17 protein-coding genes are annotated in these 15,344 nt (G+C 73.0%); 1 reads left to right on the top strand and 16 read right to left on the bottom strand.

The genetic code is table 11. From position 1 onward, the window contains the following. Positions 1 to 29: 29 nt before the first annotated feature. From hypF to ACWD6P_RS19000, 15 genes are all read right to left on the bottom strand, one after another. Positions 30 to 2,453 (bottom strand): carbamoyltransferase HypF, encoded by a 2,424-nt coding sequence (gene hypF / locus ACWD6P_RS18930; RefSeq protein WP_451445244.1) that lies wholly within the window; start codon positions 2,451 to 2,453, stop codon positions 30 to 32. Beyond that, on the bottom strand, positions 2,450 to 3,271 hold the full coding sequence (gene hypB / locus ACWD6P_RS18935) for a hydrogenase nickel incorporation protein HypB (RefSeq protein WP_451445245.1): 822 nt from the start codon (positions 3,269 to 3,271) through the stop codon (positions 2,450 to 2,452). The genes hypF and hypB overlap by 4 nt, the downstream gene beginning before the upstream one ends. 3 nt (positions 3,272 to 3,274) lie before the next feature. Then, positions 3,275 to 3,655 (bottom strand): hydrogenase maturation nickel metallochaperone HypA/HybF, encoded by a 381-nt coding sequence (locus ACWD6P_RS18940; protein WP_451445246.1) that lies wholly within the window; start codon positions 3,653 to 3,655, stop codon positions 3,275 to 3,277. Positions 3,656 to 3,828: 173 nt separating this feature from the next. Continuing rightward, positions 3,829 to 3,933, bottom strand: a complete 105-nt coding sequence (locus tag ACWD6P_RS18945) for a DUF6893 family small protein (RefSeq protein ID WP_451445247.1) — start codon at positions 3,931 to 3,933, stop codon at positions 3,829 to 3,831. Between the two features lie 15 nt (positions 3,934 to 3,948). Next, positions 3,949 to 4,578, bottom strand: coding sequence for a hydrogenase maturation protease (locus tag ACWD6P_RS18950; RefSeq protein ID WP_451445248.1), 630 nt, complete (start codon positions 4,576 to 4,578; stop codon positions 3,949 to 3,951). Then, positions 4,575 to 5,999, bottom strand: a complete 1,425-nt coding sequence (locus tag ACWD6P_RS18955) for a hypothetical protein (RefSeq protein ID WP_451445249.1) — start codon at positions 5,997 to 5,999, stop codon at positions 4,575 to 4,577. Before ACWD6P_RS18955 ends, ACWD6P_RS18950 begins: the two co-directional genes overlap by 4 nt. Then, positions 5,996 to 6,700, bottom strand: coding sequence for a DUF6084 family protein (locus tag ACWD6P_RS18960; protein ID WP_451445250.1), 705 nt, complete (start codon positions 6,698 to 6,700; stop codon positions 5,996 to 5,998). The genes ACWD6P_RS18955 and ACWD6P_RS18960 overlap by 4 nt, the downstream gene beginning before the upstream one ends. Further along, positions 6,697 to 7,359 carry a DUF5947 family protein gene (locus ACWD6P_RS18965; protein WP_451445251.1) on the bottom strand — a complete coding sequence of 221 codons (663 nt, stop codon included), beginning with the start codon at positions 7,357 to 7,359 and terminating at the stop codon, positions 6,697 to 6,699. The genes ACWD6P_RS18960 and ACWD6P_RS18965 overlap by 4 nt, the downstream gene beginning before the upstream one ends. Next, the gene (locus ACWD6P_RS18970) at positions 7,356 to 7,925 is read right to left on the bottom strand and encodes a hypothetical protein (RefSeq protein WP_451445252.1); all 570 of its coding nucleotides are present in this window, start codon (positions 7,923 to 7,925) and stop codon (positions 7,356 to 7,358) included. Before ACWD6P_RS18970 ends, ACWD6P_RS18965 begins: the two co-directional genes overlap by 4 nt. Then, a complete protein-coding gene (locus ACWD6P_RS18975; protein ID WP_451445253.1) occupies positions 7,922 to 9,706 on the bottom strand; it encodes a nickel-dependent hydrogenase large subunit in 1,785 nt (594 codons plus the stop codon). The genes ACWD6P_RS18970 and ACWD6P_RS18975 overlap by 4 nt, the downstream gene beginning before the upstream one ends. A gap of 88 nt (positions 9,707 to 9,794) precedes the next feature. Continuing rightward, positions 9,795 to 10,883: an NADH-quinone oxidoreductase subunit B family protein gene (locus ACWD6P_RS18980; protein ID WP_451445254.1), complete on the bottom strand. Its 1,089-nt coding sequence runs from the start codon at positions 10,881 to 10,883 to the stop codon at positions 9,795 to 9,797. 215 nt (positions 10,884 to 11,098) lie between these two features. Beyond that, positions 11,099 to 11,836, bottom strand: a complete 738-nt coding sequence (locus ACWD6P_RS18985) for a DUF4232 domain-containing protein (RefSeq protein ID WP_451445255.1) — start codon at positions 11,834 to 11,836, stop codon at positions 11,099 to 11,101. Positions 11,837 to 12,643: 807 nt separating this feature from the next. Further along, positions 12,644 to 13,165 (bottom strand): methylated-DNA--[protein]-cysteine S-methyltransferase, encoded by a 522-nt coding sequence (locus ACWD6P_RS18990; RefSeq protein ID WP_451445265.1) that lies wholly within the window; start codon positions 13,163 to 13,165, stop codon positions 12,644 to 12,646. A gap of 131 nt (positions 13,166 to 13,296) precedes the next feature. After that, the gene (locus ACWD6P_RS18995; protein ID WP_451445256.1) at positions 13,297 to 13,470 is read right to left on the bottom strand and encodes a hypothetical protein; all 174 of its coding nucleotides are present in this window, start codon (positions 13,468 to 13,470) and stop codon (positions 13,297 to 13,299) included. A 135-nt stretch (positions 13,471 to 13,605) separates the two neighbouring features. Then, positions 13,606 to 13,833, bottom strand: coding sequence for a hypothetical protein (locus tag ACWD6P_RS19000; RefSeq protein WP_451445257.1), 228 nt, complete (start codon positions 13,831 to 13,833; stop codon positions 13,606 to 13,608). Between the two features lie 152 nt (positions 13,834 to 13,985). Here ACWD6P_RS19000 and ACWD6P_RS19005 point away from each other — a divergent pair, with 152 nt between their 5' ends. Further along, positions 13,986 to 14,591 carry an HD domain-containing protein gene (locus tag ACWD6P_RS19005; RefSeq protein ID WP_451445258.1) on the top strand — a complete coding sequence of 202 codons (606 nt, stop codon included), beginning with the start codon at positions 13,986 to 13,988 and terminating at the stop codon, positions 14,589 to 14,591. Between the two features lie 291 nt (positions 14,592 to 14,882). On the opposite strand, the gene ACWD6P_RS19010 is transcribed toward ACWD6P_RS19005, so the two are convergent. After that, on the bottom strand, positions 14,883 to 15,344 hold a 462-nt coding region (locus ACWD6P_RS19010), incomplete at its 5' end, for an NAD-binding protein (RefSeq protein ID WP_451445259.1).

Genomic DNA, 15,344 nt, shown 5'->3' on the forward strand with positions numbered 1-15,344 from the left:
ACGTTGCGTCCGCCGCGCTCCGGCGCCGCTCAGGGCACCCCCACCCCGCCGTACAGGGGTGCGGTGCGCGCCGCCACGACGATCTGGCCGAGCGCCAGTCCCCCGTCGTTGGGCGGGACCGTGCGGTGGCGCAGGACGGTGAAGCCGTCCTGGCGCAGCAGGCGGGCGGTGGCCTCGGCCAGCACGGTGTTGGCGAAGACACCGCCGGTCAGCGCGACGGTCCCCGGCCCTGCCCGCTCCCGGGCCAGTGCGCACAGGTGCCGTACGAGGGCGGCGACGGCGTGGTGGAAGCGGGCGGCGATCAGCGCCGGGGCGGTGCCCGCGCGGACGTCGCGGACGACCGCGGTCAGCAGCGGCGCCGGGTCGGCGAGGGTGCCGGCGGCCAGGCCCTTCGGGTCCGCGGGTGCGCTGTGCAGGGCGAAGGTGTAGCCGGGGCCGTCGTCCTCCCCGGCGGTCAGGGCCGCGGCTTCGAGCGCGAGGGCGGCCTGCGCCTCGTAGCCGGCGTGGTGGCAGATCCCGGCGAGCGAGGAGACGGCGTCGAAGAGGCGGCCCATGCTGGAGGTGGGCACGCAGTTGAGGTGCCGTTCGAGCTGCCGGGCCAGCAGCCGCCGCTCGTCGGGCGGGCAGGCCGCCACCGGCGGCAGGTCCTCGGCCCAGTCGATGCCGGCGGCACGCAGATGGGACAGGGCCATCCGGTAGGGGCGGCGTACGGTGGTGTCGCCACCGGGCAGCGGGACGTAGGCGAGCTGTCCGAAGCGGCGGTAGCCGTCGTAGTCGGCGAGCAGGACCTCACCGCCCCAGACGGCCTGGTCGTCGCCGTATCCGGTGCCGTCGAAGGCGACGCCGATGACCGGCCGACTGCCGTCGAGGCCGTGTTCGGCCATGGCGGCGGCGATATGCGCATGGTGGTGCTGGACCCGTACGAGCGGCCGACCCGCGGTGTGGCGCTGCGCCCAGCCGCCCGAGCGGTAGCCGGGGTGCCGGTCGGCCGCGAGGAGTTGGGGCCGCACCCCGGTGACCGTCTCCAGGTGTGCCTCGGCCGCTTCGAACGCCAGCTGGGTGGCGAGGTCGTCCATGTCGCCGATGTGCGCGGACAGCCAGGCGCGGCGCCCTTCGGCCAGGCACAGGGTGTTCTTGAGGTCGCCGCCGGTGGCGAGCGCGGGCCGTACGGGCACCGGGAGCGTGACGGGGAACGGCGCATAGCCGCGGGAGCGGCGCACGAACAGCGGCTCCCCGTCGCTGATCCGGACCACGGAGTCGTCGCACGGGATGCGGATCGGCCGGTCGTGGGTGAGCCAGGCGTCCGCCAGGTGCGCGAGCCTGCGCAGGGCCTCCTCGTCGTCGGTGACGATCGGCTCGCCCGCGAGATTGCCGCTGGTCATCACCAGCAGCCGGGGGCCGTGGGGGTCGCCGGGCAGGCCGAACAGCAGATGGTGCAGCGGGGTGTAGGGGAGCATGACGCCCAGGTCGGGGCTGCCGGGGGCGACGGCGGCGGACGGCGTCGGCGCGCCCGGCGGCGCCGGATCCGGGCTGCGGCGCAGCAGGACGACGGGGCGCTGGGGCCCGGTGAGCAGCGCCCGCTCCGCGTCCCGTACGCGCACCAGGTGTGCGACATCGGCGATATGACGGGCCATCAGGGCGAAGGGCTTGTCGCCGCGGGCCTTGCGGCGGCGCAGCAGGGTGACGGCGGCGTCGTCGGAGGCGTCGCAGACGAGGTGGTAGCCGCCGAGTCCCTTGACGGCCACGATCGCGCCGTCCGCGAGCAGCTGGCGGGCACCGGCGACCGGGTCGGCACCGGGCGCCGGGAGCGGCGGGCGGGTGCGGTCGTCGGGGTCCGCGGTCAGCAGGCGCAGCCGGGGGCCGCAGTCGTGGCAGGCGATGGGCTGGGCGTGGAAGCGCCGGTCGGCCGGGTCCGCGTACTCCCGCGCGCAGCGGGCGCACATCGGGAAGCGGTCCATGGTCGTCAGCGCGCGGTCGTAGGGCAGTGCCGTGACGATGGTGAAGCGCGGCCCGCAGTGCGTACAGCTCAGGAAGGGGTGTCGGTACCGGCGGTCGGCCGGGTCGGTCAGCTCGGCGAGGCAGGCGTCGCAGGTGGCGGCGTCCGGGGCGACCAGGGTGCGGGCGGGGCCGTGGCTGCGGGAGGGCAGGATGCGGAATCCGGCGTCGCCGACGACGGCGATGTCCTCCCCCTCGACGGCTTCCACGACGGCCAGCGGCGGCGCGTCGCCGCTGATCCGCCGGCCGAAGAGGTCGAGCGCGGCGGGCCCGCCCTCGACCTCGGCGACCACGCCCTCACCGGTGTTGGCGACATGGCCCGTCAGGCCCAGTTCGGTGGCGAGGGCGTGGACGAACGGCCGGAAGCCGACGCCCTGGACGACGCCGCGCACGGTGATCCGGCGGCGCACGGCGGCCGCCGCGGGAGCCAGGGCACGGTCGACCTGCCCGGTGGTCATGAGCGGCTCGACGCCACGGGGCCGGTCCGGTGGGTGTGGCCGCCCGTCACCCGCGGCGCGGGGTCGCGGTCCTCGTCGCGGGGAGCCCCGTCGCCGGGCTGGCCGTCCGCGGCGTCGTGCACATGGTGGGACTTGCGGGTCATGACGGGGATGTGCACCGGCGCTCCCTCGCGCGCCGCCAGCGCCCGGTCCAGCAGCAGGCCGTCCCCCTCGCCGGCCCGCGCCGAGGTGAACAGGACCTCGACGCCGGGGTTGATCCGCTCGACGTTGGCGCGGAACTCCGCCTCGTCGAAGCGGACCGCCTCGGCGATGTCCGTCTTGGTGACGACGACCAGGTGGGCGAGGCCGAAGGCGGTGGGGTACTTCAGCGGCTTGTCCTCGCCCTCGGTCACCGACGCCAGTACGATCCGCAGCGTCTCCCCCAGGTCGTAGGAGGCCGGGCACACCAGGTTGCCGACGTTCTCGATGAACAGCAGCCGGGTGTCGGCGGGGAGCCAGCCGTGCAGATGCCCGCCGAGCATCTCGGCCTCCAGGTGGCACAGCCCGTCGGTGAGCACCTGCTTGACGGGCACTCCGGAGCGGGCCAGCCGTACCGCGTCGTTCTCGGTGGCGAGGTCGGCGGTGAGGGCCGCGACGGGGATGCCGCGGCTGCGGGCCAGGGTCAGCTCGCGCTCCAGGAGGGCGGTCTTGCCGCTGCCGGGGCTGGAGAGCAGATTGACGACCGCGGTGCCCCGGGCCGCGAGGTCCTCGCGCAGGGTGTGGGCGCAGGCGTCGTTCTTGGCGAGGACCGCCTGTTGGAGGTCGACGACACGGCACATGGTTCAGCCCTCCTGAGGCATCGGTTCGGGTGCCGGGGTGTCGTTCCAGCACACGCTGACGATCTGCAGTTCACGGCCGGACAGCAGCCCGTCCGTCGCCCCGCCGCAGTCCGGGCAGCTCAGCTGCGGCGGCATGCCCGCCGGCCAGGTCTTCGCGCAGGGCCCGCAGCGGGCGCGGGCCGGCACCGGATCCACGACGAGCTCGGCGCCCTCCAACGCCGTGCCGGTGCAGGCGAGTTGGAACGAGAAGGCCAGCGCGTCGGGGACCACTCCGGCCAGTTCACCGATCTGCAGCCGGACGCTGCGGACCGCGGTGGCCCCGGCGGGCCGGGCCGCAGCCTCGACCTGGTCCACGACCGCGAGCGCGATGGACATCTCGTGCATCGGTCCCTCCGGTGCGGGGAGACAGGTCCTGGCGGGTGCCGCCGGGGTCTGTCCGGCGGGCCGGGCTTCATTAGACGGCGCCGCCGGGGGGCGGCCCGGGTGCCTCGCCGGGGCGGTGCGGTGGCGTACGCCGTTCGGTGCAGCGCCCGGCACCGGCGCCGACGGCCCGGCCCTCACATGGCCCGGATGCGCAAGTACCGCTTGAGGTCGGGCAGCACGGACTTCAGGGCGAGCGCGAAGGCGGCGGCGACCGCCCCGCCCAGGGCGAGCTTCAGCATGGTGTCGGGTTCCTCTCAGTGGTGTTCCGGTCCGGTGGCGGCGGCCACCGGGGCATCGGCGGGTGCCGGCGCGTCCGCGGCGTCCGGTGCCCGAGCGTCCGTGGCCTCCGTGGCCTCCGTGGCGTCCGGTGCCGTCGTGTCCGTACCGACCAGCCGCAGGACCAGTCGTACGGCCTCGTCGACCGCGGCCTCGACCGGTGCGCTGAGCCCGATGCCCTCGGCGACCTCGGCGGGTTCGCAGCCGACGACCAGGACGCGCCGCGGGGGCCGCCCGCCGGTGCCCGCGCTGAGCGTGCCGAGCAGCGCGAGCACGGCGTCGGGGGTCATGTGGTGGCCGTCGAGGGCGGGGGCGCCGGCGGCGGGGGCGGACGGGGCGGTGGCGTCGAGGAGGTACACGGTGCCGGGTTCGCCGCCGCGCGCGGTGGCGTCCACGAGCAGGACGGTGTGGTAGCCGTCCAGCATCTGGTAGGCGAGGTGCACCCCCCGTACACCGGCGTCGACGACCTCGACGCCGTCCGGGAGCGCGTGTTCGCCGAGCCTGCGGACGGCCTCGACGCCGAAACCGTCGTCGCCGAGGAAGATGTTGCCGACGCCGGCGATCAGCGTCGTGGCGGGCGGCCGGGCGCCGGGTTCGGCGGAGCTCACGCGTCCTCCAGGGGGGCGATCTCATCGGGTTGGAAGTACAGGAAGCGGCCCTGCTCCCGCCGGATGTCGGCGCCCGGGTCCCCCTCGACGGTCACCGCGAGGTGCACCCCGCCGTCCACGTCGTGCAGCACGGCCTCGACCCGGGCGCTGCGGCCCTGGAGGAAGAGGTCCTGGGCGTCGGTGCGGCGCCGTCCCGGCTGCAGCAGCACCCGGCTGCCTGCGCCGACCGACCGGCCGTCGACGGTGATCCGGTCGCGTACGGGGTCGACGCCGCGGTCGCCCTCCGGGTCCCACCAGGGGGTGTCCGGGCGGGTGCCCGGCACGTCGGGTGCGGTGAGGCCGTCGGGGGCGGCCGGTCCTGCGCCGGTGACCTCGCGCAGCGCCCGTACGGCGCCGTGCAGCCGCTCCATGACCTCGGGCGGCATGGTGTCGGCGAGCGCGATGACCTCGGCGGCGCGCGGGTCGGTGCCGCGGGCCTCGCGCTTCTCCCGGTCGGTCAGGGCCGCCGTGCGCAGCGCCAGGATCTCGTCGATCTCCAGGGCGTCGTAGAGCGCGCCGGGGCTTTCGGGGGCGATGGCCGGATGGTCCTCCAGGATGATCGGGGAGGACAGCACGACGTCGGCGCGGCCCGACTCGCCGGCCAGCACGGGCCAGGAGTGCTCATTGCGGCAGGACGCGACGGCGCCCCTGGCCCATTCGGGCGGGTCGGTCATGGACAGGAACGAGCCCGCGCTCAGACCGAGCAGCAGATGGGCGCCGACCAGGGAGTACGGCAGCGCGGCGGCCCGGTCGGCGCCGGCGCCGTCCGGTTTCCAGGTGCTGGTGTTCTCCACGGTCGCGGTCAGCCGCAGCGCCGCGTACGGCCCGTCGAGTGCGCGCGCGGTCAGCCGCACCCGGCCCTCGATCCCGGCGCGCCGGCGCACCAGCCGGCCGATGAGCCGCCCCTGGGCGTCGTGGACCGGCTCGGTCTCCTCGTGCCCGGGCCGGGTGAACGGGACCGACAGGCCCTCGTCGGCCAGCGTGGCGACGTCCGCCTCGACGGTGACCCGCTCCTCGGTGGCCTCGTCCCAGCAGACCAGCACCCGGTCGGGCAGTTCGAGCTGCTCGGTGTCCGCGAACTCGCCGTCGGCGCCGAGGCGTTGGACCGTACGCCGCTGGGCGTGCAGAAAACGCAGTTCGGCCGAGATCCGGGCGCCTGCCTTGGGCTCCATGAGGCATTCGGTGCGCTGGAAGGAGTGCTCCGCGCTGTCGGCGCCCCAGTTCGGCGGTACGAGGACGCCGAACTGCCAGCGGAGCCGGTTCTTGGCCGCGGAGGCCCGGTAGGGGTAGAGCACATAGCCTTCGAAGAGCACCGCGTCCGCCACCTGGCGGGCGGCGGCGAAGCGGTCCGCCGTTTCGTCGGGCAGGACGCCGGCCGTCATGGTGCGGTCCTCTCGGTGACGGGGCGGGCGGCGCCGGGGAAGAGCCGGGCGTGCGGTGCGGGCGGCTCGGGGCCGTCGGCGCCGGCCAGCAGCGCCTCGATCGTGGCCTCCCAGGAGGGCAGAGCGCGCCGGGAGCGGTAGGCGAGCAGGGCGTCGAGGGTTTCGCGGGGCAGCCGGAGCCAGCCGCAGCCGGGGAAGTGCGCCTCGGTCATCTCCTGCCAGACCGCGACCGGCATCCGTACGGAGGCCTCCTTGTTCCAGGGCACCGGCTGGACGCGGAAGCCGCCGGCTCCGGCGAAGACGGTCCCGGAGAAGAGCAGCAGCAGCGGGACCTCGCCGTCGCGCAGCGCGTGGAAGTAACGGCCGGCCGCGACGTCCAGGTCGTAGCTGCAGGGGACGGGCAGGTCCACCTCGCTCTCGCCGGTGAAACCGGGGACGACGAGGGAGACCTGGGCGAACTGGAGGGGGTGCAGGGTGCTGCCCCAGCGGGACCGCTCGCCGAAGAGGTCGGCGAGCCCGGCGGCCTCGTCGGGTCCGTAGCCGCGCCGGGCCGGCTCGATCCGGATCTGGCAGCGCAGGGCGAGGGCGTGCACCCGGGCCGCGGGGTCGGGGGCGGTGATGCGGAGCCGGAACAGGAGGGTGGGGGCGGCGGCGTAGCGGTCGGCGCGTACGCCGGTGCAGTCGAAGGACAGGTCGGTCACGGCCGGTCGTCCTCCTTCGGGGCGCGGGCCCGGCCGGCGACCTTGGTGAAGAAGTCGGCGAGCGCGGCGCGGGCCTGGGCGCCGCCGTCGAAGCCGTGCCACAACAGCCGCATCCGGCCGACGAGTTCGTAGCAGATGTCGACGGGCACCAGGTAGCACTCGATCCGGCCTTCGAAGCGGCGCAGCAGCAGCGCCTCCACATCGGGCCGCAGCAGGGCGGCCAGCCGGCTGGCGTCCAGCACGGTCTGCCAAGTGGACGGGTCGAGTTCGCTCTCGGTGGCGCCGGCCGGGCTGGGGTAGAGCGCGACCAGCCGGTCCAGGTCCGTGTGGCGGAGGAAGAAGGCGACGCCGACGGGGATCTGGAGGAGGTCCCAGGCCGCGTCGTCGAGGGTGTGGCCGGGGTCGGTGAGGTAGCGGTCGGGGACGGTGCGGAACTGTCCGGCGCCGGGCCGGTCGAAGAGCAGCGCGCAGGGCGTGCAGGCGCAGGCCAGCGCGCGGCGTGTGAGGTCGACCAGGTGGCGGTGGTTGTGCTCGGCGAGGATCAGGCCGCACAGTTCGCAGCGTTCGGGGGCGGTCGGCGCCGGGGCGCGGAAGCGGCGCAGACCGCGGTGGGCGGTCGACGGACCCAGGCGGGTGGCCGCCGTCAGCGGGCCGCTCACGAGACGGTGGCGGCGGTCGGCGGGCGGCGGGAGATCTGCAGCAGCGGCTGCTCGGGCCGGGCGTCGGCCGTCTCCCACTGCACCGAGGTCACTTCGGGGGCGAAGCAGCTCACCGCGGCTTCGACGGCCTGCTGGGCGGCCCGGCTCGTGTTCGGGCAGCCGCAGCCGCCGGAGTCGGCCGACCGCAGCCGCAGCACACCGCTGTCCGCGGCGAAGTCGGCCACTTCGGCCGGGTACCGGCGGCGGACGCCGGCCAGGGCGCGTTCGATGCGGGCCGCGGTGTCCTCGGGGTGCAGATCGTGCAGCACCAGCAGGCTCGCCACGAGTTCGTCGCCCAGCAGCGCCGCCCACGGTCCGGCCTCGTCCGTGCCGCGCTCCAGGAGGTGCCTGATCCGGGCGAGCCCGGCGCCGTAGAAGTCCATCAGGACGCGGACGAGTTCCTCGGCGGCGGCGACCGCCGCCGGCTCCTCGCGCTGTGCGAGCCGGTCCAGTACGTCCTCGACGCGGCGGCCGGTCGCCTCGGCGTGCGGCGCGGTGGTCCGCTCCGGGGCGGTGCGGGCGCTCATCCGGACAGTCCGCTCAGGCCGGTGGGCACATGCATCTTCTGTACGGACCTGCCGTCGCCGACGTACATGTGGACGCCGCACGGCAGACACGGGTCGAAGCTGCGCACCGTGCGCATGATGTCGATGCCCTTGAAGTTCTCCGGGGTGTTCTCCTCGAAGATCGGGGTGTTCTGGACGGCGTCCTCGTACGGGCCCGGTGTGCCGTAGGTGTCGCGGGTGCTGGCGTTCCACGGCGTCGGCGGATAGGGGTGGTAGTTGGCGATCTTGCCGTCCCGGATGACCATGTGGTGCGAGAGCACGCCGCGCACCGCCTCGGTGAAGCCGCAGCCGATGGACTCGTCGGGGACCTCGAACTTCTCCCAGGTCTGGGTGCGTCCGGCGCGGACCTCCTCGAGGCCCTGCTCGGCGAAGTGCAGCGCCATGGCGGCCGCGTACGCCTGGAAGTAGGTGCGGGCGCGGTTGCGCTCCAGCGCGTTGCTCCACTTCGGGATCTTCCATTCGAAGCGGGTCTCGGGACGGGTCATGCTGCGCGGCAGGTCGATGACGACGCTGTGCCCGGTGGCCTTGACGTACGGCGTGTCGACCAGCCCGTTCAGCGCGGTGGACCACAGCCGGGCGATCGGGCCGCCGCCGGTGTCCAGCGCCAGGTGCTCCTTGCCGTCGAACCACCGCGGGGACATCACCCAGCTGTACTTGTCGGCGAAGTCCCGCTTCTGCGGGGCGGGGATGGTGTGCTGGTTCCAGGGGTGGCGCGGGTCGACGGGGTTGCCGAGCGGGTCATGGGTGACGAACTGCTCCTGGCCCTCCCAGTCCTGGTAGTAGGAGCTGCCCAGCAGGATCCGGATGCCGAGGTTGATCTCGGTGAGGTCGTTGGTCACGAGCTTGCCGTCGACGATGATGCCGGGGGTGACGAACATCTTGCGCCCCCAGTCCGTCATGTTGCGGTACGTGAAGTCGCAGTGGTCCGGGTCGTTGAGCGCGCCCCAGCAGCCCAGCAGGACGCGTCGCCGGCCGACCTCCTCGTAGCCCGGCAGCGCCTCGTAGAAGAAGTCGAACAGGTCGTCGTGGAGCGGGACGACGCGCTTCATGAACTCGACGTAGCGCATCAGCCGGGTGAGGTAGTCGGTGAAGAGCTGGACGCTGGCGATGGTGCCGACGCCGCCCGGGTAGAGCGTGGAGGGGTGCACATGGCGGCCCTCCATGAGGCAGAACATCTCCCGGGTGTAGCGGCTGACCTGGAGCGCCTCGCGGTAGAACTCGCCCTCGATGGGGTTGAGGGCGGTCATGATGTCGGCGATGGTGCGATAGCCGTGGTCGCCGGCGTGCGGGGCTTCGGTGCGCTGGGCGACCTCCCAGACCCCGGGGTTGGTCTCGCGGACCATCTTCTCGCAGTAGTCGACCCCGACCAGGTTCTCCTGGAAGATGTTGTGGTCGAACATGTACTCGGCGGACTCGCCGAGGTTGATGATCCACTCCCCCAGGTGCGGCGGCTTGACCCCGTACGCCATGTTCTGGGTGTAAACCGAGCAGGTGGCGTGGTTGTCGCCGCAGATGCCGCAGATCCGGCTGGTGATGAAGTGCGCGTCGCGCGGGTCCTTGCCGCGCATGAAGACGCTGTAGCCGCGGAAGACGGACGAGGTGCTGTAGCACTCCGCCACCCGCTTCTGCTTGAAGTCGATCTTGGTGTGGATGCCGAGGCTGCCCACGATCCGGGTGATCGGATCCCAGGACATCTCCGTCAGACCGCTGCCGTCACCGGCCGCCTTCGTCTTGGGTGCCATCGTGTGTGCCGTTGCCCTTCTGTGCGCGCGGGGGGTGAGGGTCGGACGGAGAGTCCGGGCTGGTGTTCAGACGGCTCGGGGTGTGCGTTCACCACGGCTTGCGGTAGCCGGTGGTCAGCTGGTCGCCGCGGTGGCGCCACTTGGGCTCGTGGTCGACGGTCCTGGCCGTGATGCTGCGCAACCGGCGGACGACGCTGCCGTACACCGTGCTGGCGGCGCTGGAGACCTTGCCGCCGGGCGGCTCGTCCATGAACGGCATGAACTTGTCGGGGAAGCCGGGCATGGTGCAGGCGATACAGACACCGCCGACGTTCGGACAGCCTCCGATGCCGTCCATCCAGCCCCGCTTGGGGACATTGCATTTGACCACGGGCCCCCAGCATCCGAGCTTCACCAAGCACTTGGGCGAGTCGTAAGTGGTGGCGAACTGGCCCTGTTCGTAGTAACCGGCCCGGTCGCAGCCCTCGTGCACGGTCTCGCCGAAGAGCCAGGTGGGCCGCAGCTGGTCGTCCAGCGGGATCATCGGGGCCGCGCCGGTCGCCTGGTAGAGCAGGTAGACCAGGGTCTCGGAGAAGTTGTCCGGCTGGATGGGGCAGCCGGGCACGCACACGATGGGGATTCCGGCCTTGGAGGTCCAGTCCCAGCCGAGGTAGTCGGGCACACCCATGGCACCGGTGGGGTTGCCGGACATCGCGTGGATACCGCCGTACGTGGCACAGGTGCCGATCGCGACGACGGCGAGTGCCTGGGGGGCGAGGCGGTCGATCCACTCACTGGTGGTGATCGGCTGGCCGGTCTCGGGATCGTCGCCGAAGCCGCACCAGTAGCCCTCCGGCTTGATCGACTCATTGGGGACCGACCCCTCGACGACCAGCACGAACGGGTCGAGCTCACCGCGCTCGCCCTTGAAGAACCACTCGATGAAGGTGTCCGCGCCCTGGACCGGCCCGCTCTCGAAGTCGATCAGCGGCCAGTGGATGGCGACCTTGGGCAGGCCCGGCAGGGCGCCGACCGCGATCTCCTCGATGCTCGGCAGGGTCGCGGCGGTGAGCGACACCGAGTCGCCGTCGCAGCTCAGCCCGGCATTGATCCAGAGGATGTGGATCGGGGACTCGTCCTCGGCGGACGGCTTTCCGTTGGCGGCGGCCTTGGAGGCCACGCTCGATGCTGCGGACATGGGGGTGTCTCCTCGGCGGATATGCAACGAAAGCGCTGGTTCAAGGCTTCCGTTCACCTTGGTAACACCCCCGGCCCGGCCCGGCCGGTCCTCGGGGGCCGTTACGGTGACCCACCGCCGGGGCCCCATACGACGGGCGCCCGGTCCGGTGGACCGGGCGCCCGCAGGGGACTGTGCCGGGGCCTGACCGAGGGGTCAGGACCGGGCCCTGAGCCTCAGCCGAGCGACCCGGCCTCGATCGCGGTCACGTCGAACCGTCCGCCGCAGACCCGCAGCCCCCGGCTGCTCGTGGTCATCGACTCCTTGGATCCGGGCGGGTAGACGAAGACGATCTGGGAGTTCGCCCAGCACGGCGTGTCCATCACGCCGTCGTTGACGGTGTGCAGCAGGGCGTGCGCGCTCTGCCCCGGCTGGAGCCGGACGACGCCGCCGGCGCCGCCCTCGCGGGAGGCCGGCTTGCCGATCTGCGAGCCGTCGCGGTTGATCAGCGAGACCCCGGGGAAGCCGCGCAGCGTACAGGCCTTGGTGCCCTTGTTCGTGAAGACGAGGGGGTAGCGGATGTTGCCCGCGCCGATGTCGGCGGCGCCCAGGCGCAGCGACATATCGGCGGCGGTGCAGCGGTCCGACGCCGTCACGGCCGAGGTGTTCGACGCGGAGGCGCTCGGGGAGCCGCCGGTGGCCTTGCCGCCCGCGGAGGGCGCCGAGTTCGCCGACGGCTGCTTGGCGGCCGAGGGCTGCTCGTGCGCTCCGGAGGGCTGCTCCTTCGCGCCGGAGGTCTGCGTCCCGCTGCCGCTCTCCTGGTTGTGGGACGTACCGGGTGCGGCGGCCGACGAGGGGCGGGAGGCCGTGCCGGTCCCGTCCTGGCAGGCGGTGAGCGTGAGCGCCGCCACGGCGATCAGCGATCCGGCGGCGACACGGCGGCCGCGGCCGGGCGTCTTGATGGTGAGCGACATGAGTGTCCCCCTCGTCTGGTGGGTGCGAGCTCTCGTATGGGTGCGTACGGTCCGTCCGTTGTTCTTCCAGCGTGACTCCAGGCACTGCCGGTCCGCTAACGAGGCACTAACACACCGCTAACGAGGCGGGGTGCCCGACACGCCGATGGCTCCGGCACCCCGTTGACCAGCCAGAATTCCGGGTGCGCCGCTCAGGCTCGCAGAAAATTCCCGCGTTGCGGATGCGGCACCACCAGGATCGGCCTACTTCCCCGGGCCTCGGCCGGCCCGATGTTCGACGGATCGGGCACCGGATCGCCGAAAGGAGCCCCGCGTGACCCGCCCGGGAACGGCCCGGGGCCCGTACGCGCACGGGCGCAGAAGGTGCGGCCGTAGGTGTGGTGTGCCTCGGCAACCGGGAAACCGGCCGCGGAGCAGTCGCAGTCGCAGTCGCAGTCGCAGTCGAACCAGGATGGGGAGAGCGGGGCCGCAGACGACCGAAATGACGCCATGGGGCGCGGCGGTGTTGCGCCGTCGGGGGTGACGTTGTAGCGGAGAGCGCCGCGGTGTACGCCGCGCTGGCGGGACGCAGCGACGCAGCGGGGGTGACGCAACGGGGGCGATGCAGCTGGAGTGACGCAGCTGGAGTGGACACACCGTCACACCGTCGCGCCGCGTGGCCTTCGCCGTCCCACTTCGCCGTCCCGCGTCTGCGGGTGGGCGTCGGCTGCGCGACCGGCCCTTGAACCAACACCGCGGCCAGCGCGTGGAGTTCGCGGAATTCGCCTGCACGGGCGGCGCACGGAGGGGCGCCGGCGCCGGGCGCGCTCAGGCGGCGTCCGGTACGGCGCCCTCCAGGCCGAGGAGTCGCCGCTTGCGTTCCGGCCCGCCGGCGTAGCCCGAGAGCGAGCCGTCCGCGGCGATCACCCGGTGGCAGGGCCGGACGACGAGCAGCGGGTTGGCGCCGATCGCCGTACCGATGGCGCGCACCGCACCCCGCGCCGCGCCGATGTCGGCGGCGATCCGCCCGTAGGTCGTCGTGGTCCCGTACGGAATCGCCTCCAGGGCGTGCCACACACGCCGCTGGAAGTCCGTGCCCCGGGCGCCGGGGGCGTCCGCGTACTCGATGGTGAAGCGGGTCAGCGTCCCGTCGAAGTACGCGCCCAGCTGGCGCGTGATCTCGGCGAACGCCTCGGGAGCGTAAGTCCAACCGTCCTGGACGGTCGCGCCGCCCTTCTGGCCGGGTACGGACAGCGAGGCGAGCGCGGTGCCGCCCGGCGCGGTGGCCGATTCCTCACCCACCAGCAGGAGTTCACCCAGCGGGCTGCCGAACGTGGCGTAGAGCGTCATGATCGTGTTCTTTCCGTGGTCTGTGGAGTGCATCGCACAGTCCACTGTGCGGCAGCCCCGAGCGCGGTCGCTGGCGGAAATCGGACGGCACGCTCGGGGCCCCTACGACGCCACCCCTACTGACGCCACCGCTATGAAGCCACCACGGCAAGGATCATCAGGATCAGGAGAATCGCCAAGGTTTCCCAGCGCATGGCCCGCCGTATGACATCCCACGACGGCGACTCGGACCCGCCGCTCCGCCTCGCGCCGCCGGTGATGTAGCCGTCGTCGCCACCGGAACCGCTGTCCCCGCTGTCACTCATGCCCGTCCCCGGCCTTCGACATCGTCGCCCTTTCGTCCACGCCGTTGCTGTGCCCGCCTGCCGTCTGCGTCATTGATACCCGACGCCACTGACAACGCCGTCGGCACCCCTCGCAGCGGCCGACGGCCGCGCGTCTCACGCCGGCGGCATCGGCCAGTCGTCCAGCGAGCCACCACGCCATTCGACGAGACGGGGGTCATCGAGCTGGATGTCCTCGGCCGGCCCCGCGACGCCCGCGCGGCGGAGGAATTCGGCGACATCGCCGCGCCCGTGAGCCAGGCCGACGATCTGCCCATGCACGGTCACCCGTCGACCACCGGAGGGCGTCGGCGGGTGCACGATGACAGGCGGATGCTCAGTCATGCCTCCAGCGTGCGCCGGGGTCCGCGCCCCCGCACCTCGACAGCCCCCGCAGGCGTCACCCCTCGCCCCGGGGGGCCCGTCTCCGATGCGTGGCCCCGTACGGCTGCCGGTGGCCCGCGACCGGTGATCGGCCATGGGCGACAATCACGGCCATGACCATGGACGATCTTGTGATTCCGGAAACCCTCGCCTGCCGCGCCGCGCTGGAGGTGGCGCGCACCTACTGCTCCCCCGCGCTGTTCCACCACTCCGTACGGGCGTACCTCTGGGCGGCGGCCTATGCGAAGGCCAACGGCACGGCCTTCGACGCGGAGCTCCTCTACGTGTCCGCGATGCTCCATGACCTCGGGCTGGTCAAGGAGTTCGACAGTCACACCGTGCCGTTCGAGGAGGCGGGCGGCCATGTGGCGTGGGTGTTCGCCGCGGGCGCCGGCTGGCCCGTGGAGCGGCGGGTACGGGCCAGTGAGGTGATCGTCCGGCACATGTGGGACGAGGTGGATGCCGCGGTGGACCCGGAGGCCCATCTGCTGGTGTTCTCCACCTCGTTGGACATCTCCGGGCGGAGCGCCGACGCCCTGCCGGCCGACCTGCGTGCCGAGGTGGTCGAGCGCTATCCGCGGCTCGGCCTCGGCGAGGAGTTCCTGGCGTGCTTCCGCAGCCAGGCGGAGCGCAAGCCGGACAGCTCCGCCGCGCAGTGCATACGCGAGGGCATCGGCGCCCGCATCGCGGCCAATCCGCTGGACGCGTACGGGGCGTAGGCGGCCTGTAGCCACCGGCCGGTCAGCCGGTCGGCCGGTCGGCATGGACCGACACGAGAAAGCCCCGGCCAGACGGGGGGAACTGGCCGGGGCGGTTCGGGCGGGCGCTTCTCAGCGCCGCACACCCAATTGAACGGTAAACAACGCATGGCCGTTCCGTGAGGGGAACGTGAGGATCGTCACGTCCCCTCCTCCTGGCCCCCGCACCGTGCGAACCGGCGCCGCGACCGCAGTGCGGCAGTCGCGGCGCCGGCCGTTCCACGGCGGTCGCGGGGCGGTCCCGCGACCGGCTCAGCTTTCGGTGGTGTGTCCGGAGAGGCGTTCGACGCCGCGCAGGAGGGCGGAGTGGTCCAGGCCGCCGTCGCCCTGGGCGCGCAGGGAGGCGACGAGATTGGCGACGACGGCGCCGACGGGCAGGGCAGCGCCGACGGTGCGGGCGGCGTCGGTGACGATGCCCATGTCCTTGTGGTGCAGGTCGATGCGGAAGCCGGGCTTGAAGTCGCGGTTCTTGAAGTTGTCCATCTTGCGGGTCAGGACCGTGGAGCCGGCCAGGCCGCCGTTCAGCACGTCGAGGGCGGCGGCCAGGTCGACGCCGGACTTCTCCAGGAAGACCACGGCTTCGGCGCAGGCCTGGATGTTGACGGCGACGATCAGCTGATTGGCGGCCTTGACGGTCTGCCCGGAGCCGTGCGGCCCGCACAGCACGATCGTCTTGCCCAGCGCCTCAAGGATCGGGCGGGCGGCGTCGAAGTC

It is taken from the genome of Streptomyces sp. NPDC002446 (assembly GCF_053595675.1).